Annotated in this window: 25 protein-coding genes and 1 other RNA gene; 10 read left to right on the plus strand and 16 right to left on the minus strand. The window is 36.1% G+C overall.

All coding sequences use genetic code 11. The features are described from left to right. Nucleotides 1–3: 3 nt before the first annotated feature. From IQ282_RS07095 to IQ282_RS07130, 9 genes are all read right to left on the minus strand, one after another. Complete coding sequence (locus IQ282_RS07095) at nucleotides 4–3,435, minus strand: SusC/RagA family TonB-linked outer membrane protein (protein ID WP_228547258.1); 3,432 nt, start codon at nucleotides 3,433–3,435, stop codon at nucleotides 4–6. A gap of 156 nt (nucleotides 3,436–3,591) precedes the next feature. Then, nucleotides 3,592–4,737 carry a FecR family protein gene (locus IQ282_RS07100; protein ID WP_194851156.1) on the minus strand — a complete coding sequence of 382 codons (1,146 nt, stop codon included), beginning with the start codon at nucleotides 4,735–4,737 and terminating at the stop codon, nucleotides 3,592–3,594. Nucleotides 4,738–4,901: 164 nt separating this feature from the next. Further along, on the minus strand, nucleotides 4,902–5,471 hold the full coding sequence (locus tag IQ282_RS07105) for an RNA polymerase sigma-70 factor (RefSeq protein WP_194851157.1): 570 nt from the start codon (nucleotides 5,469–5,471) through the stop codon (nucleotides 4,902–4,904). A 137-nt stretch (nucleotides 5,472–5,608) separates the two neighbouring features. After that, complete coding sequence (locus tag IQ282_RS14970) at nucleotides 5,609–5,917, minus strand: N-6 DNA methylase (RefSeq protein WP_228547259.1); 309 nt, start codon at nucleotides 5,915–5,917, stop codon at nucleotides 5,609–5,611. 72 nt (nucleotides 5,918–5,989) lie between these two features. Then, the gene (locus IQ282_RS14975) at nucleotides 5,990–6,265 is read right to left on the minus strand and encodes a type I restriction-modification system subunit M N-terminal domain-containing protein (RefSeq protein ID WP_228547260.1); all 276 of its coding nucleotides are present in this window, start codon (nucleotides 6,263–6,265) and stop codon (nucleotides 5,990–5,992) included. Nucleotides 6,266–6,378: 113 nt separating this feature from the next. Beyond that, nucleotides 6,379–6,978 (minus strand): DUF4112 domain-containing protein, encoded by a 600-nt coding sequence (locus IQ282_RS07115; protein ID WP_194851158.1) that lies wholly within the window; start codon nucleotides 6,976–6,978, stop codon nucleotides 6,379–6,381. Then, nucleotides 6,978–9,215, minus strand: a complete 2,238-nt coding sequence (locus tag IQ282_RS07120; RefSeq protein WP_194851159.1) for a hypothetical protein — start codon at nucleotides 9,213–9,215, stop codon at nucleotides 6,978–6,980. The genes IQ282_RS07115 and IQ282_RS07120 overlap by 1 nt, the downstream gene beginning before the upstream one ends. A 102-nt stretch (nucleotides 9,216–9,317) precedes the next feature. Next, the gene (locus IQ282_RS07125) at nucleotides 9,318–9,596 is read right to left on the minus strand and encodes a hypothetical protein (RefSeq protein ID WP_194851160.1); all 279 of its coding nucleotides are present in this window, start codon (nucleotides 9,594–9,596) and stop codon (nucleotides 9,318–9,320) included. Between the two features lie 447 nt (nucleotides 9,597–10,043). Next, on the minus strand, nucleotides 10,044–10,259 hold the full coding sequence (locus IQ282_RS07130; protein ID WP_194851161.1) for a hypothetical protein: 216 nt from the start codon (nucleotides 10,257–10,259) through the stop codon (nucleotides 10,044–10,046). 551 nt (nucleotides 10,260–10,810) lie between these two features. On the opposite strand from IQ282_RS07130, the gene IQ282_RS07135 reads away from it, so the two are divergent. From IQ282_RS07135 to IQ282_RS07150, 4 genes are read left to right on the plus strand one after another with little or no spacing between them, the layout of a single operon-like run. Next, a complete protein-coding gene (locus tag IQ282_RS07135) occupies nucleotides 10,811–11,026 on the plus strand; it encodes a helix-turn-helix domain-containing protein (RefSeq protein ID WP_194851162.1) in 216 nt (71 codons plus the stop codon). Beyond that, a complete protein-coding gene (locus tag IQ282_RS07140) occupies nucleotides 11,026–11,358 on the plus strand; it encodes a HipA N-terminal domain-containing protein (RefSeq protein WP_194851163.1) in 333 nt (110 codons plus the stop codon). Before IQ282_RS07135 ends, IQ282_RS07140 begins: the two co-directional genes overlap by 1 nt. Continuing rightward, complete coding sequence (locus IQ282_RS07145) at nucleotides 11,351–12,337, plus strand: type II toxin-antitoxin system HipA family toxin (protein ID WP_194851164.1); 987 nt, start codon at nucleotides 11,351–11,353, stop codon at nucleotides 12,335–12,337. Before IQ282_RS07140 ends, IQ282_RS07145 begins: the two co-directional genes overlap by 8 nt. A gap of 30 nt (nucleotides 12,338–12,367) precedes the next feature. Next, nucleotides 12,368–12,685, plus strand: coding sequence for a DUF6804 family protein (locus tag IQ282_RS07150; RefSeq protein WP_194851165.1), 318 nt, complete (start codon nucleotides 12,368–12,370; stop codon nucleotides 12,683–12,685). 62 nt (nucleotides 12,686–12,747) lie between these two features. Here the strand turns inward: IQ282_RS07150 and IQ282_RS07155 are convergent, their stop codons facing one another. Both IQ282_RS07155 and IQ282_RS07160 read right to left on the minus strand, forming a co-directional pair. Then, the gene (locus IQ282_RS07155; RefSeq protein ID WP_194851166.1) at nucleotides 12,748–12,978 is read right to left on the minus strand and encodes a hypothetical protein; all 231 of its coding nucleotides are present in this window, start codon (nucleotides 12,976–12,978) and stop codon (nucleotides 12,748–12,750) included. 47 nt (nucleotides 12,979–13,025) lie between these two features. Next, nucleotides 13,026–13,235 carry a hypothetical protein gene (locus IQ282_RS07160; RefSeq protein WP_194851167.1) on the minus strand — a complete coding sequence of 70 codons (210 nt, stop codon included), beginning with the start codon at nucleotides 13,233–13,235 and terminating at the stop codon, nucleotides 13,026–13,028. 295 nt (nucleotides 13,236–13,530) lie between these two features. Here IQ282_RS07160 and IQ282_RS07165 point away from each other — a divergent pair, with 295 nt between their 5' ends. From IQ282_RS07165 to IQ282_RS07180, 4 genes are all read left to right on the plus strand, one after another. Next, nucleotides 13,531–14,607 carry an AAA family ATPase gene (locus tag IQ282_RS07165; protein ID WP_194851168.1) on the plus strand — a complete coding sequence of 359 codons (1,077 nt, stop codon included), beginning with the start codon at nucleotides 13,531–13,533 and terminating at the stop codon, nucleotides 14,605–14,607. A gap of 75 nt (nucleotides 14,608–14,682) precedes the next feature. Then, nucleotides 14,683–15,600: a helix-turn-helix transcriptional regulator gene (locus IQ282_RS07170; RefSeq protein ID WP_194851169.1), complete on the plus strand. Its 918-nt coding sequence runs from the start codon at nucleotides 14,683–14,685 to the stop codon at nucleotides 15,598–15,600. A gap of 53 nt (nucleotides 15,601–15,653) precedes the next feature. Then, nucleotides 15,654–17,417 carry a DUF262 domain-containing protein gene (locus IQ282_RS07175; protein WP_194851170.1) on the plus strand — a complete coding sequence of 588 codons (1,764 nt, stop codon included), beginning with the start codon at nucleotides 15,654–15,656 and terminating at the stop codon, nucleotides 17,415–17,417. Then, a complete protein-coding gene (locus IQ282_RS07180) occupies nucleotides 17,410–18,285 on the plus strand; it encodes a hypothetical protein (RefSeq protein ID WP_194851171.1) in 876 nt (291 codons plus the stop codon). The genes IQ282_RS07175 and IQ282_RS07180 overlap by 8 nt, the downstream gene beginning before the upstream one ends. Here the strand turns inward: IQ282_RS07180 and IQ282_RS07185 are convergent. The 3 genes from IQ282_RS07185 to IQ282_RS07195 all read right to left on the minus strand — a co-directional run bounded on the left by IQ282_RS07185 (nucleotide 18,214) and on the right by IQ282_RS07195 (nucleotide 22,729). Continuing rightward, nucleotides 18,214–18,513, minus strand: a complete 300-nt coding sequence (locus tag IQ282_RS07185; protein WP_194851172.1) for a hypothetical protein — start codon at nucleotides 18,511–18,513, stop codon at nucleotides 18,214–18,216. The genes IQ282_RS07180 and IQ282_RS07185 overlap by 72 nt on opposite strands. Before the next feature lie 895 nt (nucleotides 18,514–19,408). Then, a complete protein-coding gene (locus tag IQ282_RS07190; protein WP_194851173.1) occupies nucleotides 19,409–20,197 on the minus strand; it encodes a GLPGLI family protein in 789 nt (262 codons plus the stop codon). Nucleotides 20,198–20,209: 12 nt separating this feature from the next. Beyond that, a complete protein-coding gene (locus tag IQ282_RS07195; RefSeq protein ID WP_194851174.1) occupies nucleotides 20,210–22,729 on the minus strand; it encodes a carboxypeptidase-like regulatory domain-containing protein in 2,520 nt (839 codons plus the stop codon). 66 nt (nucleotides 22,730–22,795) lie between these two features. Here IQ282_RS07195 and IQ282_RS07200 point away from each other — a divergent pair, with 66 nt between their 5' ends. Then, entirely contained in the window at nucleotides 22,796–23,116 is a 321-nt protein-coding gene (locus tag IQ282_RS07200; protein ID WP_194851175.1) for a hypothetical protein, read from the plus strand. 82 nt (nucleotides 23,117–23,198) lie between these two features. Here the strand turns inward: IQ282_RS07200 and ssrA are convergent. After that, nucleotides 23,199–23,599: a transfer-messenger RNA gene (gene ssrA / locus IQ282_RS07205) on the minus strand. Between the two features lie 309 nt (nucleotides 23,600–23,908). Between ssrA and IQ282_RS07210 the strand changes: the two genes are divergently transcribed. Beyond that, complete coding sequence (locus IQ282_RS07210; RefSeq protein ID WP_194851176.1) at nucleotides 23,909–24,301, plus strand: hypothetical protein; 393 nt, start codon at nucleotides 23,909–23,911, stop codon at nucleotides 24,299–24,301. 126 nt (nucleotides 24,302–24,427) lie between these two features. Here the strand turns inward: IQ282_RS07210 and IQ282_RS07215 are convergent, their stop codons facing one another. Beyond that, entirely contained in the window at nucleotides 24,428–24,823 is a 396-nt protein-coding gene (locus tag IQ282_RS07215; RefSeq protein ID WP_194851177.1) for a plastocyanin/azurin family copper-binding protein, read from the minus strand. Nucleotides 24,824–24,935 lie beyond the last annotated feature (112 nt).

The raw sequence follows: 24,935 nt of genomic DNA on the forward strand, positions 1-24,935 counted from the left end.
TTTTTAAAATTGGACTTGTAGTCCTAATGAGAATGATTTAGCTAGCGGGTAAGGATCATCGTTGCCTGTCTGACTGGTGATACCGCCACGCTCAGAGAATGATTCTGGATCTAATCCTGGCCATTTAGTCCAGGTAACTAGATTAGATCCCGTTAACAAGAGTCTTAAGTTCTCCACGCCCATTTTTTGCATTGTAGCTTGATTAAAGTTGTAGGTGAGCTGTAAACTCTTTAATCTTAAATAAGAGTTATCAAACAAATATCTATCAGAAACTCTACTGCTTTGAGAAGGGTCAAAATAAAGGGCTCTTGCATAACGAGCATCCGTATTTTCTGGAGTCCAAGTGTTCAATGCATATTCACTGTATTTATTAGGTCCTAATGCGTTGAACGCTTCTTGCGGTATCGCATTCCAGATGGATTCACCACCTACAGAATATTGGAATAGTGAGGTTAAACTGAAGTTCTTATAAGTAAAAGTGTTAGAAATACCACCGAAGAATGATGATTCAATATCTCCTATAATCGTGCGATCATCTGCAGTGATTTGTCCATCTCCATTTACATCTACATATTTAAAATCGCCTATACCGGTAGATAATTGATCATATAAACCAGTGGCAGATCCTGCGTTAGCAGCATCAACCTCGTCTTGAGACTGGAAAATTCCCGCTACTTTATAACCTTTAATGGTTCCTACAGGCTCTCCTTCAACAAAGAAGTCAAGCTGGAAAGGATTGATACTCGCACCATTCAATTTTACCAGTTTATTTCTATTTAAAGACCAGTTAGCTCTAGCACTCCATGTAAAATCTTCAGTCTGTATAATATCTCCTCCTATTCCTAATTCAACACCTTTGTTAGTAACATCAATGAAGTTTGCAAAATATGTGTTAGGTCCCAGTTCTAATGCGATAGGCGTGTTTACCAAGGCGCCTTCCGTTTTTCTGGAGTACACGTCGATACTACCTCTTAATCTGGAATTAAAGAATCCAAAGTCAAGTCCTAGATTGACCTCGCTGGTTTCTTCCCATCCTATATCTTTATTAGGGAACGTATTGTTTGCAACAATTGCAGAGCTTCCATTGTAAATATCGCTGGAATTGGTCTCAAAGAACTGTAGGTAAACAAAATCTGATACGTTTGTAGATCCCACTTGACCTACACTTGCTCTTATTTTAAGATCATTGATGCTTTCGTTTTCACTAAGGAATTCTTCATTAGCAATATTCCAGCTGGTGGAAAGCGATGGGAAATATGCTCTCTTATTACCAGGGCCAAATTTTGAAGAAGTATCCGTTCTAAAGTTTACCGTTGCGTTATATAAATTCTTGTAAGCATAAGTAACTCGAGAGAATAGGGAATTTAATCCCGACTCTCGTCTACTGCTGGAGTATCCCAAAACATTTTCTGCTGAGGAGCCATTGATCAATATATCCTCATCTGGAAAACCAGAATAGAATTGAGTATTCGTATCAAAGTTAGTTCTATCCCAGGCAGCACCGGCTAATGCACTCATCCTATGATCTCCGAAGCTAAAGTTATAATTTGCCGTCAGGTTTGTGGTAATATTAGAAACGGTAGAGCGATCCTCAAATAGAAAAGAATCGTTGTCACCGAAGCCAAAGTTTGTTTGAGTGAAGCCTGGTATGAAAGAGCTATTATTTGTATTAAATACAGCCGCATTAACATCTGCCTTTATTTTTAAGCTTTTTATAGGCTCAATTTCTAGATAAGTGTTTCCAATAAAGTTGTAAGCCTTGTTTCTAGTTTTATTACCTAAACGCATCAATGGATTAGGCTCAAAAGTTTCAAAACCAAACTGGTAATCTGGCTGGGCTAATAAATTACCATCCTCATCATAAACTGGTAGATCTGGTCTTGCACGTGCGATGGATGTATTCACAGTAAACTGATCCAGCACAGTGTTTTCGCCATTTTTAGCATCAGAATAAGAAACGTTGATCGTACTTCCTACTTTAATGAAATCATTAATATCAGAATCAAGAGACATTCCCAGTGTGTACTGCTGCAATTCATCTTTGACCGTCAATCCTTCTTGATCGATAAAGGCAAGGTTCATTGAGTAGTTTGTATTCTCACTACCACCCAGCAAACCTACATTAGCTTGTTTAGTTATGGCTGCACTTCTAAAAACCTCCTTATTCCAGTCTGTATTTGCAGTACCGAAAACGTCATCGCGCAATCCATTATTTGTCGCTTGGAATGTTCCAAAATCAAGATCAACATTTGCGACATTTCCTAAATCAAAAGCTGTAAATGCATCCAACTGACCTGTGTTAATAGCGTTAACCGAATTGTTCACGAGCAAATCATAAAAGGCTCTGTATTGAGGGCCGTTTAGTGCATCCACCGTATTAATAGGCTCAGCAATTGTTGTCGTAAATGAGGTGCTTATTCTTGGTTTTTGGTTACGTTTTCCTTTTTTGGTTTGGATGATGATAACTCCGTTTGCCCCACGAGATCCATAGATGGATGTTGCTGCTGCATCTTTAAGAACATCAAAACTTTCAATGTTCGTCGGGTCAAGAGTTAATAAGGGGTTTGTTCCACCTATCGCATCTAGGTTAAATGGAACACCATCGATAACAAATAACGGCTGGTTCAATCCATTTGAAGATAGAGGAGAAGTTATCCCTCTTACATTGATACGTACAGGAGAACCTGGACGACCTGAAGATTGTGAAACATTAACCCCTTTAACGAGACCACCTAGAGCCTTATCAAAACCTATAGATCCAGTAGCTGATTGTACCAATTCTTTAGTGTCTATCGATGATACTGCACCAGTGACATCTTCTCTTTTTTGCTCGCCATATCCTATCAATACGATGCCTTCCAGCTGAGCAAAATCTTCCTGCATCGTTATGTTTATCACCGTGGTTTGTTCCACCACAGCACGCTCCGTTTTATATCCCAAATAAGAAAATACCAGAGTGGATTCTCCGTCCTTTAACTTTACCGTATACTCTCCATCAAAATTTGTTACCGCTCCCAGATTAGTTCCTTCTACAGTCACGCTCACGCCTGCCAGTGGCATTCCCGACGGATCTTTAACGATACCAGTGATGATCTTTTCGGGCATTTTCAGATCGACATATTTATAAGGACTTGATTTTATAATAATCGTGTTTTTGTCCGATAGACTCACGCTAAAGTTGCCGCCTTTTAAACTCGCGTTGAGAAGATCATTTGCTTTAACGGTGCCTTTCTTGAGGTTCACTTTCGCGAAAGCGTTAAATATTCCTTCTTGGTACACAAAACGATAATCCGTTTGTTCCATAATTAGATCAAACACCTCGTCCACCGTGATGGTTTTGTTCCTATCTATCTTAACAGTAGTGTTTTGCGACGTCACCGTTTCTGGAGTAAATCCGAAAGCAGAAATGCAAAAAAGAAAAAGAAAACTTCTCATAGTGAAGAGCATTAGTTTTTTTCGAGGCTTGAAAAAAACACTCGGTGGTTTAATTTCCATAAATTTGAATGTTACTTATTGATTAGACTTGATTGATTAGTAATGACTAGGGGAATGAAGAATTAAGCTTTCGACGGTGTAATCTTCTTCCCTTTTTTATTTTATATAAATGGTATTTCTTTTGATTTGATAGCTTTGGATCTCACTGGCTTCCGTCAGGACATCTAAAATTTCTTTTATGGACTGATCTTTAGAAAGGACTCCTTTAAATGTGGCATTTTTTAAGGAAGGTTTTTCAAAAACGAACTGCACATCGTACCATCTTGAAAGAACCATGGCTAGTTCTGTCAGCGTTTTACCTCTAAAACTGAAGATGCCTTCCTTCCAAGAGACCTCATCGTAAATGTTCACTTCATTTAGTGATATTCCACCGGCATCAGATGCAACAATAGCTTGCTGACCAGGTTTGAGTGTCACTGTTTTATTTTGAGTTGCCAACTCAATTTTTCCTTCGGCAAGAGTGGTTAATGTTTTCTTTTCATCCTGATAAGCCTTTACATTAAACTCTGTTCCCAGTACATCAATCGTTTGATTTCTAGCCAAAACTTTAAAATGCTGGCCATTATGCTCCTCACTAGGGGATACATCAAAGAAAGCCTCGCCATAGACTAATTCAACGACACGAGGCTGACCATCAACAAAATTCTGGGGGTATTTTAACTTGGTTTCTGAGTTGAGCCATACCTTAGTATGATCTCCTAAAACAACATAATATTGACCACCGCGTGGAATAGTTAGAAAATTATAGGAAATTGTTTCGCTGTCTTTGGAAGCGCCATCGTCATAAACTAAACTGTTACCTGTACTATTTACATTGCTATTGCTATAAGTGCTGCCTTTTTCCAAAGTGATTTCCTCACCAGTATCCAATGTTAGAATTGCTTTATCAGTCCCTGCATTAATAGGGGTGTCAACGATTAGGTTCTCTGAATCTACCGCGCCATCAGTCGTGAACAAAAACATGCTACCGAATATTAAAATAGCAACCGCTGCTGCCGCAGCTAGATAGCTCCATTTAAAGATCGGCTTCTTTTCTACCGCTTCTTCCTTTTCAATACTATTCAAAACTTCCTGCCAAACCTTAACTGTACTCTGATCCATCCGATCAAATTCTTTGACAGGATTCTTGCCATCTCTAGGTTGGTAAGATTTCAGAAAAGCTTCCAATAATTGGGTTTCCCGATCCTTGCAGGTTCCATCAATATATTTGGAAAAGAGGGATTTTGCTTCTTGCTTATTCATAGTTAAATTTTGAAATACCAGGCATTTTGTAATATGGCTTTCATAGGTAAGTACCAGAAAAACTATTAAGGTACACGTGCAAAGTCAATTATTTTTAAGAATATAATAGAAAAACACGCTTAACCCTTGTCAAATCAGTAATCTTAAGGAAAATAAAAAATTTCTTATCGGAATAAAAATAGGAACAAATAGACCAACCCATCATCCTTCAAATGATTTTTCACGTGAGTTAATGCTTTTCCTATTTGATTTTTGACAGCTTGAATGGAAATACCCAGTTGATCAGCTATATCCTTATTGGACATATATTCAAACCTACTCATCTTAAAAATCTGATTGCAACGTGGCGGCAATTCCTCTATATAGATATGGATGGAACGTTCTAGATCATCATATTCCATTTTTTTAAAGGAATCGATGGAGATGTCCAGGATGTTTAATCGGGTGAGATCTTCCGTTGTGAATTTTTGATCTCTGAAGTATTTGAATATTTGAAACTTAACTGCCCTGAATAAATAGGAGCTGACATTATCGATTTGTATTGTTGTTCTCTTAGACCATAATCCTATAAAAATATTCTGAACGATATCTTCAGTTGCTGCTGTATTACTGAGGATACTATTGGCATAAACCAACATCCTCTTGGCATGACGTTCATAGATTTCTTGAAACGCCTTCCTATCATCATGGGCGATGCGCTCAATTAAATCTTCATTACTTATAGTGGTTAACATTCAACGGTCTGTGGATCGTTAAATTTATAAAAATTAAGAGTCGTTAAAATATTTTGCAATGAAGAATTTAAAATTATCTAAGTAGAAGATGGTTTTTATAGTTAATGATATTTTTACGCACCTTCTAAAACATCTCTTTACATGATGATAAGCGTCAAACCGTTAGGCGCCTCGCCAGCCACCTTTAATAACAGCGATCCAGAACCACAGGTGGGATCGTATGCACTGTAAGAAGGCTTGTCTGCCTTGTGGACATCAATGACTTTGGAAAAGATCCGCGAAACTTCCGCAGGAGTATAGAATTGGCCTTTGCTTTTACCGGATTCCGTTGCAAAGTGACGCATTAAAAACTCGTAGGCATCGCCTAGCACGTCATCATCTTCGGCACGGTTGTTCTTAAAATTGAGCGCAGGATTTTCAAAAATGGCAATGAGCTTAGAAAGCAATTCTACCTTCTCCTTGTCGCTACCTAGTTTTTCGTCATCGTTGAAATCGACGATTTCCAGCGAACCACCCAGTCAGTTAGAGTCAAAAAGCGGTCGCAGTATTTCCTTATTAATGCGGTCACCAATATCTGGCTGACCTTTAAGCGCCACCATATCTTCAAAAGAGGCACCTTGTGGTACCTCGATCAGACTGTTTGCATTACCTGCATATTTATCTGACACATAATTTACAAAAAGCATCGTCAGTACGTAATCTTTATATTGTGAGGCGTCCATACCGCCGGCACCCCTTAATTTATCACAGCTATCGCAAAGGAAAGCGTAGAGTTCTGATTTTTTTATGGCCATTTAGTAGGGTTTGTAGTTGTTTCGCTTTCGCGAAAGTAGGATATTAAAAATATGAGGTCGTAGAATGTGAATGATTAAAGGTCTGTTAGGTGATCTAAGATTATAAATTTGACTTAATTAAAAAAGCTCCATATCCACTCATAAGTGCTTGCGAAAAAAGAGAAAATGAAAACTATCAAATAATAAATTACTACGCTCAATACTAAAACAGCAATTGCTAAAAAAACGGCTTGCTTATTGACTTTTTTAATAATTGCGCGATCATCCTCTACAAAACCTGTTACAAGTCTAAAGTTTTTTTTGTACGACCTATAGAAAAGGTCTGCTATATCACCCACAAAAAACGGTATCAATCCTAAGGTGACATCTGCAAGAATATTAAAAAGTATGGCCATCGATAATGGAATCGATTTAATTCTGAATAAGGATACGTATAAAAATGGTAGGCTAAAAAGAATAGTTATCGCATCTCCTACAATTGGGATAAAACCTATAATACCATCTAGAAAATACCTGTCCATCCATTTAGTCGTAAACTTTATGAGCTTGTAAGATTTGCTTTTTTCGATTTTAAGCTGTCGATCATTTTTACGAGTTTTACGCTGCTTTTCTTTAGCAAGAGCTGCTGTAACATCGACTCCTAGATCTTCCGTAAGTTGATCTTGATAATTACTTTTTCTACGTGAGCTGCTTTGAGTAAAATTCTGTTCCATTAAATAGTGATTGATTTACCAGACTTAAACGTAGCGATAACCTCCATATCGGTAATCCAGAAATCATCCTCTGTTTCTATTAGTTCTTTGAGCGAATCTACCTGTAATTGTTGCTCGCTTGTATTAATAGATTTTATGACCTGAGCTAAAACTTGTGATCTATCATTCACGGCATCTACTTTAGTTTTAAACTGCTGTCTTAATTCTTCTAATTTAGATTCATATAAATTACGGGCTAAGAAGTTTTCAATCTCTAATTTCTTGAGTTTTGCGGTTTCTTCCACGATATCAATTGCGATTAAAGCCGTATCTAATATTTGCTTTTCCATCAAAAGAGATTGACCCTTTGTAATTGCTACATTATCAGAAGCGATCTTTTTTGAGGTTAGTTCTGTTAATTTTGAAATTTTATTAGCGTTATTAGAACCATTATTTTCATCAGTCTTTACTTCATCTTTCTTTGTAGGTACAATAGTATCAACTAAAGAGACTTCTTTAAACGCGGTAGTGATTTCGGTTTTTAGAGAATGAGTAAACTCATTTAATCGCTGCATAGTGCTATCTGGTAGTATTTCCAAATTCATTTGCTCAATTTTAATTGGTGCAAGAAATTCACTATCAATTTTTAATTCTGCTACTTTTCTTCCTATTCTAAGTAAATTTATAATGGGAACTAAGTGTTTTGATAACTTTTCTTGAATGTTATCATCCTCGCTTATAGTATTAAAAATAGCTGTACTGTTTTTATCCAGTTCGCGAGATAATTTCTTAAGCTGGATTTCCTTGAGTTGTAATGCTCGTTGATGATGTTCTAATTCTTCTTGATCAATTTTAACATCTTCATTTATATCAAAATATGCTTTGATTACTGGTTCATAAATTTTGTGCCACTCATCAATATCGCGGTGGTAGGATTTTTGCTTTGCTCCTAATGTCAAAAGTCTTTTAGCTGCATTAGGTTTTTTAGGCTTGTGAGCTAAGGATTCTTGATATAACTCTCGATAATCTTTTAGTAACATTTTATTAGAACTTAATCGATTCTCATAATTTGAAACCTGATTTTTATGATCTACCACTTGATTATTAAAATTATTCGAGTCACTTAATAGGGAGTCCTTCTCGGCTTTGAGATCTTTTAAAGCCGCGGTTTGATAAAACAATTCAAAAACACTTTCTAATTCACGATTAAATAAATTATCAAACTTGCGTTGAAAAATATGAGCAGTAGGTATTGAAACTTCATTAATCGTTTTATTTATAAGTTGTAATCTAAATAGGTCTGCCTCAATACTTGAAGTATCATAATCCATCTTCTGTCTCATTAATGCTACACCTTGGTTCAATCTTGTAGCATGTTTTGTTGCTTTCAAATGGGATTTGAGAATTGCAACACCAGCAAGAGCCAGAGCAGCTTTTGCATCTTTACTTTTACCTATAAGTTTTGAGGATTGTGAAAGATCATTAATAATCGAATCATTAATTATTGCGACTACCTCTTCACATGACTTCATTATTGAATCAAATTCCAGATCTATATTTTCAAGCATCTTATCTGCTTGCAAATACTCTATAGTATCAAAATCAAAAATTACTGGCTCGACTGCCTTAATCGCAGGGCCAAAAATGTCTGTAAGTCTTGTAACATTTTCTCTATAACGATTAACAATCTCTGTTCTAATTATAGAGTAGTCTTCAATCAAATTTAAAACACTCTGTTTTGCATCAATATAACCATATACGATTTTAGAATAATTTTGATAAAGCGCTTCTGCTTTATTCTTCACATTCTCTACTTTATAGGTTCCTGTAACCTTTGCAACTAAGTTTTTATCTTTTACAAATGCTCCAGCATATTCAATGAGTGCACCCATTTCACCGGAGAATGTGGTGAGTAAATCCTTTACTTTCTGTTCTTGAGTTATAAATAGTTCGTGAGCCTTGTTCAATTCTCCAGATTTGATGAGCTGCTTTATAGCCGAATTATCGATTATCGATCTTGTAAAATTATTATTATAGAAAACTTGTTCAATAGCTTCTTGAATTTCAGGCTTTTTGGTTGAATTAAATAGTTCGTGAATAAGGTCGTCTATGAGTGAAGAGTCTCCATCAATTCCTGAACTTTTCAAGTCATATGCAATATCCGCTCTAGCGTATATTTTTTTTTCTTGAAATAATTGTAGAGCTAACTTCTCAATATGAGCTAGTATTTGAGTTTTTTGAATTGGATTTTGTTTCATGGAAAATAGTTTTGGTTAGTGATTGTTGAGGCCATAAAGTTATACCTGTTTCCCCAGATACTGCTAACAGCGATATTAGATAAATAGTTTGAAAAGAGCTTATTAAATAGAGTTTGAAAGTAAAAAAGTCAAACCGTCCTCAACAGCCTTTGCTACATGTTTCTTGGCAAGATCGTTAGCGTAATATGTTTTATAGGAAAGTATTAAATCAGGCAAGGTGATTTTTTTGCTATAAAGAATCTTTTTCAGAATAGAAATCTTCTCATCAATAGTGGTTTCTTTCCATTCGGCTGAATAAGGGTCAAATACAGTTCTCAAAGTTCTGTGTTTATAGTTTGAACCAAATAGGCTATCTATAAGAGACTGGTAGTCATTTTTCATAGAATTATTTTAAATTATATTCATCACAAGACTCTGTATTTTCATAAACCTCGGTTGTTTGGCCCTCGGCCCAGTATTCTTTTAATGTCTTAAAACAAACCAGATATAGGGCTTCAAACTTTGTCTACCCTTTATCCTGTACACTGTTTTGATCTTCAAATTCAAACCTTACATAATTATCGTGCGTTATTATATTTTGAACATCATAAACTCTTTCTATAATTATAACCAAAACCATAAGGTTATTCCAGGCCAAATCAAATTCAGCATAAACATCTTCTTGAATCTCTTTTATCGAAAATAGGGTCTATTCATCAAGGAACCCCACATCCTTATGACTGATAATAAATTCCCTGAAATATGTATTGATTACTTTTTTATTCATTTGAAGACCTTTTTAATGAGCTGTTTAAAAATAGGTGATTCCTTATTTGATTTTGTATTTGTTTATGCAGGATCAACAAAACTCCAGCTCACGTCTCCTAAGTCTATTTTGTTATGCATATCAAATTCCATCCACAATGCTCCTGGAAATGCGTCACTGACCGTAAAACTAAATCCGGTCATCACAGTTTCTTCCATGTTGATCTTAGAGCAACGTTCAATTTCGTTCTTGATAGTAGCGTATTGTTCATCAGATATTATTATTTCTATTTTCTTCATTGTTGGAATTTAGTTCTGCGGTTGAATTTTCTTTCAGCTTATTTCTCTCTGGGATACTTAAAATAACCGCTACACTTCCTCCTTCAGAACTCCCCCAAATCCTTCCAGGTTCCATGTAACGGATGTTTTAATTTCTAATACGTTACAAACCTAAATATCGACTTCGCCAGATCGAGACGGACTGATTTAAAAGTTAAGACAAATGGTTTTCGCTTTCACATATCGCCTGCCCGAAGTATAAACTCCTTTATGGCTTCGCTCCTTTATAGCAAAAACCCGCCAGAATTCCGCGTTCAGAAATCCCCCAATTTCCTTCTGCTTCCCTGCAACGGCTTATTCTAACATTCAAAACAAACTTAAAATCAATGCAAACATAAAAGCAGACCTCGCCAGAATAAGGCGGACAGCGAACTAGATATGAATAAAGACATTCAAAAGTTTGAATAGTACCACAATTTGAAGATGCATCTCCACATTTAAGTGTAGTAAGATGCACTTATTGGCTTATTTAAAGGGCTAATACTTTATATTTACATAAAAAGAGCCATGTAATGCACTATGAAGATCTAATAAATTCCGTTAAACAACGTAGAGATATGCTTAACGTTACTCAAGAAATGCTTGCAGATCTTTCTGGCGTGGGCTTGCGTACGCTCAAACAATTTGAAAGTGGCAAGGGAAACCCAACGGTGGAAACCTTACAAAAGCTGGGCGATGCGTTGGGATTGGAACTTAACTTTCGCGTTAAAAACTTGATTGCTGAATAATGAGAGACGCCAGGGTGTTTTATAAAAAGAAAGAAGCTGGACGGCTCACGCAGCTTGATGACGGTAGTTTTGTGTTCAGATATCTAGACCAGTGGTTCGATGAAAGCAGCAAGCCTGCCGTCAGTCTGACGCTGGCTAAAACACAACAAGAATACCGGTCTGATTTTCTATTCCCATGTTTCTATAATATGTTACCAGAAGGCTCCAACAAGCAAACGGTTTGTTTTGAAAACAGACTAGATCTGGAAGATCATTTTGGAATCCTTCTAACTACTGCCAGGCATGATACTATAGGTGCCATTCAAATCTTAAAAGTGGAGAGCAATGGATAGATTAGTTATAAACCATTGTCCGGGAACGCTCAAAGTGGGCCATAGCGATTACAGTGCAACAGCTTTAAAGCGCGTGTTTGACGGTAAGAAGGTAAGTGCTTTTTTGCCCTATGATGCTCCAGCGAGCAATGAACTAACGGACGAGCTGTTTACAGAAAATCGCAGCAGGATATCTATTTCTGGAGTTCAAGAAAAGTTTTCTATACTACTAGAAAAGAACAAATTGCGTTTGACTAAGCAAGGCGAGCAAGGTCAATACATTCTAAAACCTATACCTAATGTAGGTAAAAACGCCAGCCAGATGCCAGCAAATGAGCACTTGACCATGCAAATTGCTAGACAAGTGTTCCAAATAGAAACTGCAGAAAATGCGATAGTGTTTTTTAAAAATAACACACCAGCGTATCTCACAAAAAGATTTGATGTCTATGATCTAGACCAGAAATGGGCGCAAGAAGATTTTGCATCACTCGCTGGTAGAACACCGCAAACGCACGGCGAGAACTTTAAATACGTTGGTAATTACCTTGATATTTTTGAAGTATTAAGAAAATATACACCAGCCTATACGGTAGAGTCCGTAAAGCTTTTTAAACTCGTTTTGTTCAATTATCTATTTTCAAATGGCGATGCGCATTTTAAAAATTTCTCTTTGATAGAAACACCTTTGGGAGATTTCAGGTTATGCCCAGCTTATGACTTATTAAATAGTAGGTTACACATAGAGGATAAAGATTTTGCGCTGGAAGATGGTTTGTTACCGCAAGAATTGGCTAAAGGAAGAGTGAAAAATCATTTTTTAATACTGGGAGAGCAAGCAGGAATTCCGTTGAAACTTTTAGAGAAGGTTTTTACGGAGTTGACATCAAAACAAAACAAAGTAAAAACATTCATCGAGGCCTCATTCCTAGATGAGAAAACTAAACGGAATTACTATCAATGTTATCAAACACGATTGAATAAATTAGAACGTTTATGAGCTACGAGTATTCAGAAAATGGTTGAAGTCATGGAAAAGATCATTAAAATAATTCTTTCAATTTTACTATTACTCTGTCTCATTGACATGCCTTACAGCTATTATGAAGCCGTACGTTTTATAGCGATGGTAGCCTTTGGGTATCTCGCATACACCGAAAATGCAAAGGGTAATCAAGCATTAATGATAACCTATATTGTTCTGGCCTTGTTATTTCAGCCGTTTTTTAAATTAGCTCTAGGTAGAATGTTGTGGAATGTTGTTGATGTGATCGTGGCGGTTGGATTGGTGATAAGTATTTTTATAAAGCCACAAATCAAAGTAGATGACAACAAGCAAAATCGCTGATCGCAATATGCGATATTACTCTAATAACCAGTTTGAGCGAGAGTCGAGTATGAGCTTTGACTTTACCTTAGTTCCTTATGACTTTTAATTTTTTTTGTCATCTTTTCCAATTTTTGAACGAGACGCTCCAAGCTTTTTTCAACATCACGCATTTCAGCACCCAATTCAAATCGTTGCCGTTTCACAACATCTAATTTGATTTCGCTAACAAGATTCAGATTCTGAGACAGACCATCCACCAACACCTTTATCTTTTGATGAAGTTCGTCTTTTATACGGAGCGTTTTAGCCATTTAATTCATTTTTAATTTATCTAATCGATTGATTTAAAGTGTCCCGTTTATTCAACAAATTTCCAATTTACGTCACCTAAATCTATTTTCTTGTGCATCTCAAATTCCATCCACGAGAATCCTGCAAATGCATCTCTGACCGTAAAACTAGATCCTGTCATAACAGTTTCTTCCATATTTAATTTAGAACATCGTTCAATTTCGTTCTTGATAGTAGCGTATTGTTCATCAGTTAATGATATTTCTATTTTCTTCATTGTGGAATATTTTTATTTAGTTGATTTTTTCAGTTTTCTCTTTCTGAGATATAAATAACCGCTACACTTCCTCCTTCAGAATTCCCCCAAATCCTTGCAAGTTCCATGTAACGGATGTTTTAATTTCTAATACGTTACAAACCTAAAAGCTGACACCGACAGATTGCGACGGTGTAAAAATTTATTTGATGTGGTTTGGTTTCTTTTTGCTTTCGCGAAAGCGAAATGAAGATTAATTGTGATACCGACATGTTCTGGCTATGACACCCTTTATTCTTGTCAAAATTCAACAACCATGATCTTTTCAAAGAAGAAAAACCAAGCTGCCATTCCAGATCTTTCCGTGGTGGGCTCAGGAATACACGGCGAGTTCCTCAGCCATAAAAGGCTTTATGTTCAAATTACTGGACAGATACCCAATTCCATTGCAGAGTCAGAGATCGACGTAGAGCGATTTAAACTCTTGTTTCTAAAAACTTACCAGCAGCAGTGTTGGAATAGCTATTACAACAGGAGAGCTTTTGATAGTCATGAGATTTCAAAGTATGATGACGTTTATTACTTCTTATTAAAAGATGTATTGGTTTACTTAAATCATAGGAGCGAAGACGTCCACATCCTTTTCTCGCAGACGCAGTATAAATACGTCAGCAGGATCCATAAACTATTACTAACCTGCATGAAACCTAAGGAAATGGATAAGCCATTCATTAACATCATGAATACTGGTCGTAATGGGCTTGAACTTACCCGGCTAGAAATCAAGCGCACAGATCTTGAGATAGAAACACACTATAATGATGATTTCCTGCAGGCAGATCGCACCATCAAAAAACGATTAAACAAAGACATGGATAAGGGAATCATTCTCTTGCACGGCGAGCCTGGAACAGGGAAGACGACCTACATCAAGCACTTGATCGCGCAAGTGAACAAGGATGTGATCTTCATGCCGCCTAACATTGCAGCAGACCTTACCAGTCCAGCCTTGATGACACTATTGCTTGATAAGCCCAATAGCATTCTAGTCATAGAAGATGCAGAAAATATTGTCACCAGTCGAGACCATCAGGGTAATTCACCAGTGAGCGCGATCCTAAATCTGTCTGATGGGATCTTATCTGATTGCCTGAATATCCAGATCATCTGCTCCTTCAATACAGATTTAAAAAATGTGGACAAGGCATTATTACGCAGAGGCAGGTTAATTGCTAAATATGAATTTGGCAAGCTGGATGTAGAAAAGTCAAACTCGCTTTCGCGAAAGCTCGGATTCGACAGACTTTTTACAGAGCCACAAATTTTGACTGACATCTTCAATCAGGAAGAGCAGACCTTCCAAAAACTAGAACGCAGGGCGATAGGATTTTGAGGGGATGAAAAAGATTTTATAGGGCCGACATATTTTGGCGGAGTAAGCCTTTATATTTATCAAAAATTAGAACACATGGCAGGTTACAACCAACTGGAACGTTTAGAATTTATCATTTATTTACTTCAACAACACAACTTTATCACTAAACAAGGACTGATCGATAGGTTCAGGGAATCTAAGGATATGGAAGTTACAGAACGCACCTTAGAGCGCGATTTGAAGGCCTTAAAGGAAAACTACAGTCTTGATATTTCCTATAATCACCAGCACCGCGGCTATGAACTGGCAGACGATGAACAACTGCTTTCTAGATTCTTCAAGTTTGCAGAATTGAGTTCGCTAGCCAAAATCTATGAGGAAGGCCTCAAAAACTATAGTCACTTTGAAAAGTGGATAATTCCAGATGATAGTAGTGAGCTTAAGGGAGTACATCACATAAATACAATCGTAAAAGCAATGAATAACGGCTTTAAACTGAAATTCAAAAAAGAGAATTTTCATAGCGGCGAGGTCAAGGAATATACGGTAACGCCATTGCGCTTAAAGGAATACCTAAACCGCTGGTATCTGATTGCCATCAAGGATGGCGAGGATATTTTCAAAAATTATGGAATTGAGCGCATTTCAGATCTGGAAATAGTTCGTGAGCAGGGAATTGATACTAAGAAGTTTGAGAAGAAACTGAAGCGCTACAAGGATATCGTGGGCATCAACTACAGCGATGAATACTTTTCAAAGCCAGTAAAGGTGGTCTGTCACACGTACGATAATCAGCATAAGTATCTTGAAACCTTGCCATTGCATCATAGTCAGAAAGTGGTTCATTTACCAGACAAAGAAGAGGCTATGGTAACATTCTATTTACAGCCTAATTATGAATTCATTTCAGACCTGTTGAGGATGAATGATAATATCGTCGTCGAAGAACCAGAAGCACTACGGGATATTATGATTTGGAAACATGAAAATGCCTTGAGTTGTTATCGATGAATTAATAGATTTCACGAAGCCTATTACGACACCTAAATTATAAAACAAATATTATGAAATCACCATTTGAAATAAATGCTTTCACAGCTACTCTTGCTCATACTAAGAAAGATAATAATCTTCACATATTAAATAATGGATCTTGGCAGATTCCTATATATCAAAGGCCCTATTCTTGGGGTGAAAATGAAATAAGAAGATTTTTAAGAGATCTATTTGAGAATTTCAGAGACGAGGCAGGGGAGAGAAATCCTATGTTCATAGGTACTATGCAAATCAGTGAAATTAAGGAAGGCAAAAGAGATGTGATTGATGGTCAACAGCGCCTGACAACATTTCTGCTGATATTTCGTGCCTTGAATTTAAGAAACGAGAATCAAGAAGATCTAATTCCTACCTGTTGGCTTACCAGTAAGGTAAATAAAGGAGAAGCACAATCAGCCATGGAATTTGTGTTAAGTAAGGACATAGGAGAGCTTAACGCTGAATTACAGGTAAACAAGTATGCTGAAAACTTGAAACTTATCCATGATTTTTTTGAAGAGAACTTGTCTAAAGAAGATCTTGAAGAGTTTAAAAACTACATTTTGGAAAATGTTTATTTCGTTTGTATTGAGACAAAAGCTAATCTTTCAAAAACCCTTCAAATATTTGAGGCAATCAATGCTACTGGCATGGATCTCAATGCAGGGGACTTATTTAAGGTCAATTTTTATGAGTATTTGACAACTAAACACAATGCAGAAGAATCAATGTTTGAATCTATTTCAGAGCTCTATGCTAAAATAGATATTGCTAATAAAGAGAATGGAGAAGTCTTTACGAGCATAATGGATATTTTGGCTCTGTATAAAATGATTTTAATTTCTAAATATGATTTGCAAAATTCCTTATACTTCATGGGGACAGAAACTTTTTATGAGCAATTGTTTGATAAACTATTAAACAATGTTTCTAATGAAGGTTTTGGTCTAAAAGCGCATGATGTGATATTATCAATCACAGATATAGATCGACTTATAAACTTACGTGTTGATTGGCACTCCTCGCTAGGCGCAACATTGGAAGAAGATATGTCTTACTACTTTATAATCTGGTCTCGTTATAATCGCTATTGGAGAACTATTTTAACCTTTGAATATGTTTATGAGAGAGCAATCTCAAAGGAGCTTTTAGGTTCATATAAAATTCAGTTTGCAAAACTATTGCTTATCTATAGTGTGAAATTCGGTAAGGCCGTGAATGAGTGTCACAACTTTGTAAGAGCAATCTTAAAATCAATGTTTGTAGAATCTGATCCACAGAGGATAATTGACATGATCAATGTCGAAATTAACCGCCACAAATCCTCAGATTTTAAAATTGGCACGTTTGAACAAAACATTAACCAGCCCATAGCAGGGATTCCTAAAACAAAATACCTTTTGTGTAGATTAGGGGCAATGCTGCATGAAAATTATAAGACTGACCATGCTGATGAAATAACCGCCTTGCGCCAGATATTGGCTTTTGATGAAATTGATATTGAGCATATTCAATCATTCAATCATGAAGATCTGGCTATGAGACTGTCTTTATGGGACGATTGGAAGGATGAGATTCATTCGTTGGGCAACCTGGTTATATTAGAGAGGTCAGTCAATAGGCAGATCAGTAATTCAGTTTATGGTAAAAAGCAGGTAGCTTATGGTAAAAGTTGCTACACTGCAGTACGTGAAATAGGTGAGAATCACTTGACGTGGACGTTGCTGGATGCAGAAAATAGAAGAGAGGCCGAAACAAATTTAATCCTTGATTATATTTTCAACAATGCTTAAACCACGCTACCTCACAAAATCTAGATTCAAACTAGCCCTAAGTTGCCCAACCAAACTCTTCTACACTAGAAAAGATGCCTATGAGGATAGCAGCGAGACAGATAGCTTCCTAGAAGGCCTTGCGCAAGGTGGTTTTCAGGTAGAGGAACTTGCCAGGATGTACTTTCCAGAAGGTATTCCGATTCTGGGAGAAGATTGGAATTACGATAAACTCGCAGCACGAACTGAAGAATTACTGAAGCAGGAAAATGTCACTATTTTTGAGGCGGCCTTTCTTTATGATGGACTATTTATTAGGACTGATATTTTAGAAAAAAAAGGAAATAACATCAGGCTGATTGAAGTGAAGGCAAAGTCTATTGACAGCAGTACGCATGAATCTTTTATCAATAGTAAAGGTAATTTGGGATGGAGTGAATATTTGTACGACGTCGCTTTTCAGCACTATGTGATTCAAAAATGCCATCCAGAATGGAACATCAAACTCTTTCTCAATCTGGTAGATAAATCCAAACGAACTACCGTTGATGGATTGAATGCTCATTTCAGAATCGTTCCAAATTCAGAGCTACGAACTAGCGTTGAGGTAACGCCTAACCTTAAGAGAGAGGATTTGGGAGAATCAATTCTTACTTTGATAAATGTTGAGGAAGAAGTACAATTGATTTTTAATAGCAATCCGCGAGATCCAGATCGGTCCTTTATGGATACCGTCAATTATTACAGGGATCATTACCAGCAAGACATAAAGATAGAAACACCCATTGGCACGCATTGCTATGGGTGCGAGTTCAAACTAGATGTTCCACCAGCAGGTAAGTTGAGCGGTTTCCATGAATGTTGGATGACTCATTGCTCGGTACTTTAGTACCTGCTCCTTGTTTTCAATTTGATCACTTACCGCTAATCCTTTAATTAAAAAGCTCTTCCCTTTATCATGAAAACCAATAGTTCTGTATTGTGTAGATAGAAAACCATAAATTCTAGATTGAAAATTGTAATCTTTTTCTGCAACTGCAATATCTAAGGCATTTTGAGCATAGATTATAGCATCACCTAGCTTTTCTTGTTTTGCTAATATGTCAGCAATAAGCATAGTTACTTTTATTTTTTGCTTTCATTTTGAGCATTCACTAAAAGGGAATCAGCGAGATGCATTGCACGATTGGGGTTATTAGAGGAGATATTTACGGCAATATCATAAAAGACAGAGTCAAATCGTTTAGCTGCATCCTCGATTTGAGAAAAAGTCACTAACGGAGCTAAAAAAAATATTAAATAAAAAAACTTCATTAAAAAGGGATCAAATGATAGGTTTGTCCACAAAGTTAACAATTATTTACATTGATGGGATTTAAAATACTTCTTCAAAAAGTATAAAAAAAAGCATTAGACCTATATTGAGAAATATAGCACTAGTGATTTAAGAGAATAATTCTATGATTTTATGTTTGAATTTTCCAGAGAGTAATTGTGTTATTCTCAAGTAGTAAATGTTTGAGAATATAACATTCAATATTTTTTTCAAGAGATTCTTTTGCCTTATCGTGAGAATAATCATGATCTTAATCGCAACAGTTCCATAGCTTAAATTCATTAAAAGGTGTTTTAGGCTTGATTCTTTTTGAGATTAGTGCGTAAAAAATAATGCTGAGACAGGGGAATTAAGCATTCATTGAAATTCAATTATTGATTGAGTTTACTTATATAAAGTAAAAATTTTGAGCTAGCCCCCTAAAAAAGGAGCTTTCCATACTATAAACGTTCAAAACAGACAAACAATATGGTCTCTGAGCAATCCCGAGTACTATTGTGACTCCAACTCTGAGGTTTATCCAAATAAACAGCTACATAACTGGTGTTAAGTTACAAGAGATGTTTTTCAACGACTTACAGTTGTTTTGACGTGATTCGAATGTCTATAAATATTCAACAACTAGCGGTATACTGGTGTAGTCATTAATTTATGTAATTCTAAATTTTCTATGCTTCTATTTACCAAAAATCTCAAGATAATTATCGCGTTCTTTGCCCATTATAGCCTTGACATTATATTTAAGAGCTGATAAACGCATAATTTCATTCTCTTCCTTGATAAACTTTCTTTGGTACTCTATATAGGATTGTAATGGATAAAATTTATGGTTAGTAGCGAGGAGCTCCTTTTCTTTGTGAGGTACAAGCGATTGTGCTGACGGAAATTTAACAGATACAGCAGAAACCTTGTAGGCACCATCCTCACTAGAAGCCCCCAGAATAATCCCTGGAAGGCCCATAAGCTTCCAGGGCCCATAAGGTAGAGGAAGGTCGGTAGCATACCAACAAGTGTATTTTCTACCTCTAAAGATCGTGGTGGCTGCCTTACAGACATAACCAGCTATTTCCTTAGTATCGTTGCTCAGTTTCCAGTCGTGTATGGGTCTTTTTTCTTGAACGTAAACGAGTGGTGTATTGAGGGACAAAGCATGAGAAAAATAGATATATGGTTTTGATAAATCATTAAAGACTTGAAAACCGGCCTTTAATGTTTTTTTTACAGAATTATAATTTTCAGCCTCAACAACACTGTTATTATAAGTGTTTATTTTTTCACGCTCGCCCAGAGAGTCTTGGGCGGTTACATAATACGTTTTTCGTCCGTCTATAGCCAGCAGCGCATTATACTCTACCGAGAGAAGATTATCTTGGTGAACATATTTGATCAATCCAGTATTTTTTTTCTGTGCAGCTGCGCTACAGAGAACTATCAGAAAAATACCGATTAAAATTTTTGTCTTCATTATAAAAAATGTTTAGAATGTGTAGGTGTATTTGATGTAAGGAAGTCTAGTTTTTAAAGGTATACTTGTCGTACTAAAAAAAAATGTTTCCCGTTGCTGGGTTACAAACTGATCCTCGTTAAACAAATTAAAAACTCCCGCAGATAAAGAGTAGTTCTTTTTTTTAGGTACATATTTTGATTCTAAATTTAATACGTTGTATGTAGACGCATTAACTCTTGATGAATAGCTTGAAAGACCAAAATCGAGCGTTTCATTTAGTTCATAAGATAGGTCCAGTTCCAAAGAATAATTTTCAAATCTATTTTTGATGTTTTCAATTTCTTGAATGCTATTCATATATTCTACTTTCACTTCAAAATTAAAGCCAGAGTTATAGTAAGAATTTAATTTTAGATTATAAGAGCCTACGACAATTCTACTGGTTATATCATTTTCACTAGATATCGGTGTAGTAACTATACTATGGTTAGTAATTATATTTAGACCATATGAGCCAAACAGCCAGACGAGTTGCTCTTTTAAATTAAAAGTGTTTTGATCCAAGCGAACTAGGTCTAGATCAATAATATTGAAATTGCCCTGTAACTCTAGATTAGTTAAAAGAACTGATTCCGCCCTGCTCCATCCCAATGTTATTTCATTCTCTAACGAGCTGCTACGATTACGTATTTTATGTCGTAGACTAAACTGATCTTCTTTGATAGGCTCAAAAGGCACATTAGCCCCTATAATAGTATTTGTTCCTGATATAAATGTTCCTGAAACTAATTGATCGTTTAAAGGCAATTTGTTTTTACGAAAATAAGCTAGCGACCAGCTGCCTAAATAAATGGTTTCAAACTGTGCCGAATAATCATATAAACCAAACTCCTCCTTGTTTATAACACTATATCTAGGTTCAAAATTTACAATAAAAGAAGTAGATCTTTTTATCCGGTATATGTAAGTAATGGGTAGTTGTAAATCTAATCGATCAAAATCTTCGGCAAAATCAAAACCCACGCCTGTGGGAGAACTCTGATTTCTAAAACGATCATTTGAATATGTCCCGCTCACGCTCAGCTTGAGTACAGATTTATCATTCAACTGTACGCGGCTACTTGAACCAATATCCGCTAAAAAAATATTTCTCCTTATTTCCTGATTAATTCTATCGCCATCAAATTGGTTGGGAAACAATTGTTCACTGCTTTGAATCGATACTTTTTCACTACTATCGTTTAAACCTAAATTTAAATAGGAATCTATAATAAGATTGTTATTTAACAATGTGGTAAGCTCATTTAAGTTACTTACTTTGATACTTTGCTGTTGCAGATCATCATTTATAAACTGATTCTCTACCTGAAGGTTTGATAAACCATCACTTTTCGTAATATCATACAATAGGGTACTCTTAATAAAATTACGAGTTGCTTCTTTACTATTAATCGTGACGTCTCCTTGAAACTTGAGAATCTTATTGTTATTTACAAAGTTTTCATTCAATGTCTCCTGGCCCTGAAAAGGAAAAATTGTAGTTCGGTTATAAAATTGGTTCAAGTTATCTCTTGCTATATAGTTAGTGCTTCTGACACTGTATCCGCCAATATTTTTGTTCAATAAAATTGTGGTGCTATAGGCTTTATTGAAATTAATAACGGTTTCAGGCAATGGAACATTTATGTCTGTAGATCTATAAAATGGCTCACTATCCATCACTGATGGCCTATCACCTTGCTCACTAAACTGTTCTGTTATTGCCCTATCGCCTAGGGTAGAATAACGCACGGCGCCTAATAATTTTATTTTTGAGTTGAGAAGGCTGACCGTACTAGTAGCTTTATACTCCTGATCTTCTCCTAGATCATTTCCATATGTACCATCTATATTGCCAAACCAAATGTCTTTGTATGCATCCTTTAATCTTAAGTTAAGGGCAATCTTGTTACTGTTCTGCACATTTCTTAAAATCGTGTTTTCCTCATAGTTTTTGAGTACCTCAATTTCTTGGAGAACCTCGGCTCGCAAATTACGAGAGATAAAAGTATACTGCTTTCCTGCAAGATCATCCCCATCAATCAGTATTTTTTCTATTTCCTTGTTCAAATAAGAGATCCTGCCATGCTTATCAATATTGATACCTGGAATTTTTTTTAGAGCATCTTCAACCTTATCTGTTCGATCAATATTTCTTTTGGAAAGACCCAGAGCAACCGTATCTCTACATATTTTTTGTGCTTTTATCACAATTTCCTTTAGCTTTGCATTTGACTCGATCAAAGTGATTGGGAAAAACTTTTGGTCATTGTAAATTAAACGTTGTTTTTGATAGAAAAGACCCTGAATCAAAAGAAATTCAATCCTCGCATTTTCAATAGATGTGCTAAATTCAAACTTACCTTCCTCATCAGTGTAACTATACTGTAGTATATTTTGATCCTCATCCAGTAATTGAACCATAACTAAAGATATTGGATCATTGTTAGAGTCCGTAACCAAACCATTGATTTTTTGAGCATTAATTACAGAGCTAAATAATAATAGCATATAAATAAATCTAGACAATCGAATTTTATATATATATTTAGTTAAATATAACCAAAAAACCTTTTTATGAAAAACTTATTTTTTGCCGTCGTTTTCGGTTTAGCAGCATTTTCTGCTTCCGCAAACAATCATGAGATTAAAATAAATAATTTTGATAAGATGGATGACCCCATTGAAGTAAAAGCTCAGGTTGAAATTAACCTAACTTCAATAGAAAATGAAGAGCTGACAAAGGAATATACTGGAAGATGTCTAGATGGACATAGTTTTCCTGTTGAGGCTGAGAATCGTGAAGATGCGCAGGCCTATGTCAATGCATATTGCAGAGGTCGAAAAGAAGTAAAAACTACTATAGCCCCACCAAGTCGACCATGGAACATGTTGTAGGACATCCTGTCGTATGATCTAAATTTTTAGAGCCAGCCCTTCAATTATAAAACAAATAACCACGCTTTCTAGCATGGTTATTTTGTGGAGTCGGAGGGATTCGAACCCTCGTCCAAACGAGTGATTTCATCGCTTTCTACATGTTTAGTTTCCATTTAATTTCAGTCGTTACACCGGTTAGAAACTACCAAAGCAACGCTTGTCTTCAATTGAGTTTCTCCCCAACATCAAAGCCCTGATGAGGATAGGTCTATATTTACGAATTCTCTAAATCAAATGCCATAAACCAAGGCCTTTGAGAGAATTCCTGCTTGTCCCGCCTTGCGGGACCGAGGCATTATCCTACTGTAATTCGGATTATGCAGCTAGGGCGTAGTTGTTCTCGCCGTTTAAAAAAGTTGAATCATGATATTTAAGAGCTATGTTCCAGCGCTCTACATGCTTACAATCAACTCAGTCTCGCTGTCAAAACCAGTCGACCCCAATAGCGATTTCTCGCAAATCTCACTTTTTAAAAACCAACTATTCAAAACTTGAATAAGGATCCCTCAAAAATGGGATTGCAAATATAAGTATTCTCCTAGAGCTCTTACTTAAATATCATGCCAAAGGATATTATAAAATGTGATACTCTACGACTAGATTAATGATCAGTGAACCATCCATAAGCTCGTTATTTTATTTGGTTTATGAGAAATTCCCTATCTTTAGTTTGCTCAATATGATATCGCTCAAGAGTAAGAAAGATCTAAATTTTGAATAAAATAATAACAACTAAGATCCAAATTATCGATGAGAGAAATTGTATATAAAAACACGGACTTTGCAGAGTTCTTCCTCTTTGAACACTACGTTATTGCTCAGCTTAAAGAAGGAGCGCTTCTTGAACCGAAAAATAATAAACAAACAATCAAAATTGTAGAAGAGCATTATGCTAGCGAACCATTCGTTTACATAGCTAACAGGAATTTCGCCTATAATGTAAGTCCTATGACCTATCTGCAATCTTCTGAAATTGAAAATTTGATAGGAATCTGTATCGTTACCCAAACAGAAATAAGCCAGAATACCGCACACTTTGAAGGTAGGTTCTTTAAAAAAGAGTTTTTAGTAATAGGAACCATAGAAGAAGGAATCAACTGGGCAATGGATCTTGTATCAAGTTATAAAAATAAAAATGATTGACCTGGTGTCTTTAAATAGGTGTTACATGTTATTCTTTTATTAATTGAACAAAAACCCCAGCTCGCGCCAGGGTTTTTAAACTGGAAAGGACAAAGCCTAGCCAGCCGCGCTTATAGGGGAAGCACTTTATTTTACGATCAAAATATTGTCGGTCGCAGTGGGGTTCAATGGACAGAAATAGTAATATTCTCCGGCAGTCAGCTTAGTCGCTTTTGATTTTCCAGTTGTATTATTTGCCACTGGAGCGGTGACATAGGCCGTTTTAATATGGTTTTCCGCATTTGTAATATCCTGCCCTTTTTTAACGAGGACAAAACCTACATCATGACCTACATCCTTGTTATTAACGGCAAAAATATAAGTGCCAGCATCCACCGTTATCTCCTTTTTAGTAAACTCGCCAGGTGTTTGTTCAAGAGTGATTAAGGGTGTTTTTTTAGAGAATTTCTTCATTTTTTCTTGAGCTTGAGCGCTGAAAGCACCTACAAGAACTAGAGTGATAATTGCAATGAATTTTTTCATGAGTGTTTATTTTAATGATTATTGATGTGCAAAGATGCCGCTGTACATACCTTTTATATAAGTACTTTTTTCCCCAACACTTTCCGGTTTTTCCCGATTTTGATCTCTCACC

The sequence above is a fragment of the Nonlabens antarcticus genome (assembly GCF_015356755.1).
Classification (GTDB): domain Bacteria; phylum Bacteroidota; class Bacteroidia; order Flavobacteriales; family Flavobacteriaceae; genus Nonlabens; species Nonlabens antarcticus.

Coding starts and splice junctions, on each gene's coding strand:
- IQ282_RS07095 (WP_228547258.1), bottom strand. CDS start 3,435: ATGAGAAGTTTTCTTTTTCTTTTTTGCATTTCTGCTTTCGGATTTACT.
- IQ282_RS07100 (WP_194851156.1), bottom strand. CDS start 4,737: ATGAATAAGCAAGAAGCAAAATCCCTCTTTTCCAAATATATTGATGGA.
- IQ282_RS07105 (WP_194851157.1), bottom strand. CDS start 5,471: ATGTTAACCACTATAAGTAATGAAGATTTAATTGAGCGCATCGCCCAT.
- IQ282_RS14975 (WP_228547260.1), bottom strand. CDS start 6,265: ATGGCCATAAAAAAATCAGAACTCTACGCTTTCCTTTGCGATAGCTGT.
- IQ282_RS07115 (WP_194851158.1), bottom strand. CDS start 6,978: ATGGAACAGAATTTTACTCAAAGCAGCTCACGTAGAAAAAGTAATTAT.
- IQ282_RS07120 (WP_194851159.1), bottom strand. CDS start 9,215: ATGAAACAAAATCCAATTCAAAAAACTCAAATACTAGCTCATATTGAG.
- IQ282_RS07125 (WP_194851160.1), bottom strand. CDS start 9,596: ATGAAAAATGACTACCAGTCTCTTATAGATAGCCTATTTGGTTCAAAC.
- IQ282_RS07130 (WP_194851161.1), bottom strand. CDS start 10,259: ATGAAGAAAATAGAAATAATAATATCTGATGAACAATACGCTACTATC.
- IQ282_RS07135 (WP_194851162.1), top strand. CDS start 10,811: ATGCACTATGAAGATCTAATAAATTCCGTTAAACAACGTAGAGATATG.
- IQ282_RS07140 (WP_194851163.1), top strand. CDS start 11,026: ATGAGAGACGCCAGGGTGTTTTATAAAAAGAAAGAAGCTGGACGGCTC.
- IQ282_RS07145 (WP_194851164.1), top strand. CDS start 11,351: ATGGATAGATTAGTTATAAACCATTGTCCGGGAACGCTCAAAGTGGGC.
- IQ282_RS07150 (WP_194851165.1), top strand. CDS start 12,368: ATGGAAAAGATCATTAAAATAATTCTTTCAATTTTACTATTACTCTGT.
- IQ282_RS07155 (WP_194851166.1), bottom strand. CDS start 12,978: ATGGCTAAAACGCTCCGTATAAAAGACGAACTTCATCAAAAGATAAAG.
- IQ282_RS07160 (WP_194851167.1), bottom strand. CDS start 13,235: ATGAAGAAAATAGAAATATCATTAACTGATGAACAATACGCTACTATC.
- IQ282_RS07165 (WP_194851168.1), top strand. CDS start 13,531: ATGATCTTTTCAAAGAAGAAAAACCAAGCTGCCATTCCAGATCTTTCC.
- IQ282_RS07170 (WP_194851169.1), top strand. CDS start 14,683: ATGGCAGGTTACAACCAACTGGAACGTTTAGAATTTATCATTTATTTA.
- IQ282_RS07175 (WP_194851170.1), top strand. CDS start 15,654: ATGAAATCACCATTTGAAATAAATGCTTTCACAGCTACTCTTGCTCAT.
- IQ282_RS07180 (WP_194851171.1), top strand. CDS start 17,410: ATGCTTAAACCACGCTACCTCACAAAATCTAGATTCAAACTAGCCCTA.
- IQ282_RS07185 (WP_194851172.1), bottom strand. CDS start 18,513: ATGCTTATTGCTGACATATTAGCAAAACAAGAAAAGCTAGGTGATGCT.
- IQ282_RS07190 (WP_194851173.1), bottom strand. CDS start 20,197: ATGAAGACAAAAATTTTAATCGGTATTTTTCTGATAGTTCTCTGTAGC.
- IQ282_RS07195 (WP_194851174.1), bottom strand. CDS start 22,729: ATGCTATTATTATTTAGCTCTGTAATTAATGCTCAAAAAATCAATGGT.
- IQ282_RS07200 (WP_194851175.1), top strand. CDS start 22,796: ATGAAAAACTTATTTTTTGCCGTCGTTTTCGGTTTAGCAGCATTTTCT.
- IQ282_RS07210 (WP_194851176.1), top strand. CDS start 23,909: ATGAGAGAAATTGTATATAAAAACACGGACTTTGCAGAGTTCTTCCTC.
- IQ282_RS07215 (WP_194851177.1), bottom strand. CDS start 24,823: ATGAAAAAATTCATTGCAATTATCACTCTAGTTCTTGTAGGTGCTTTC.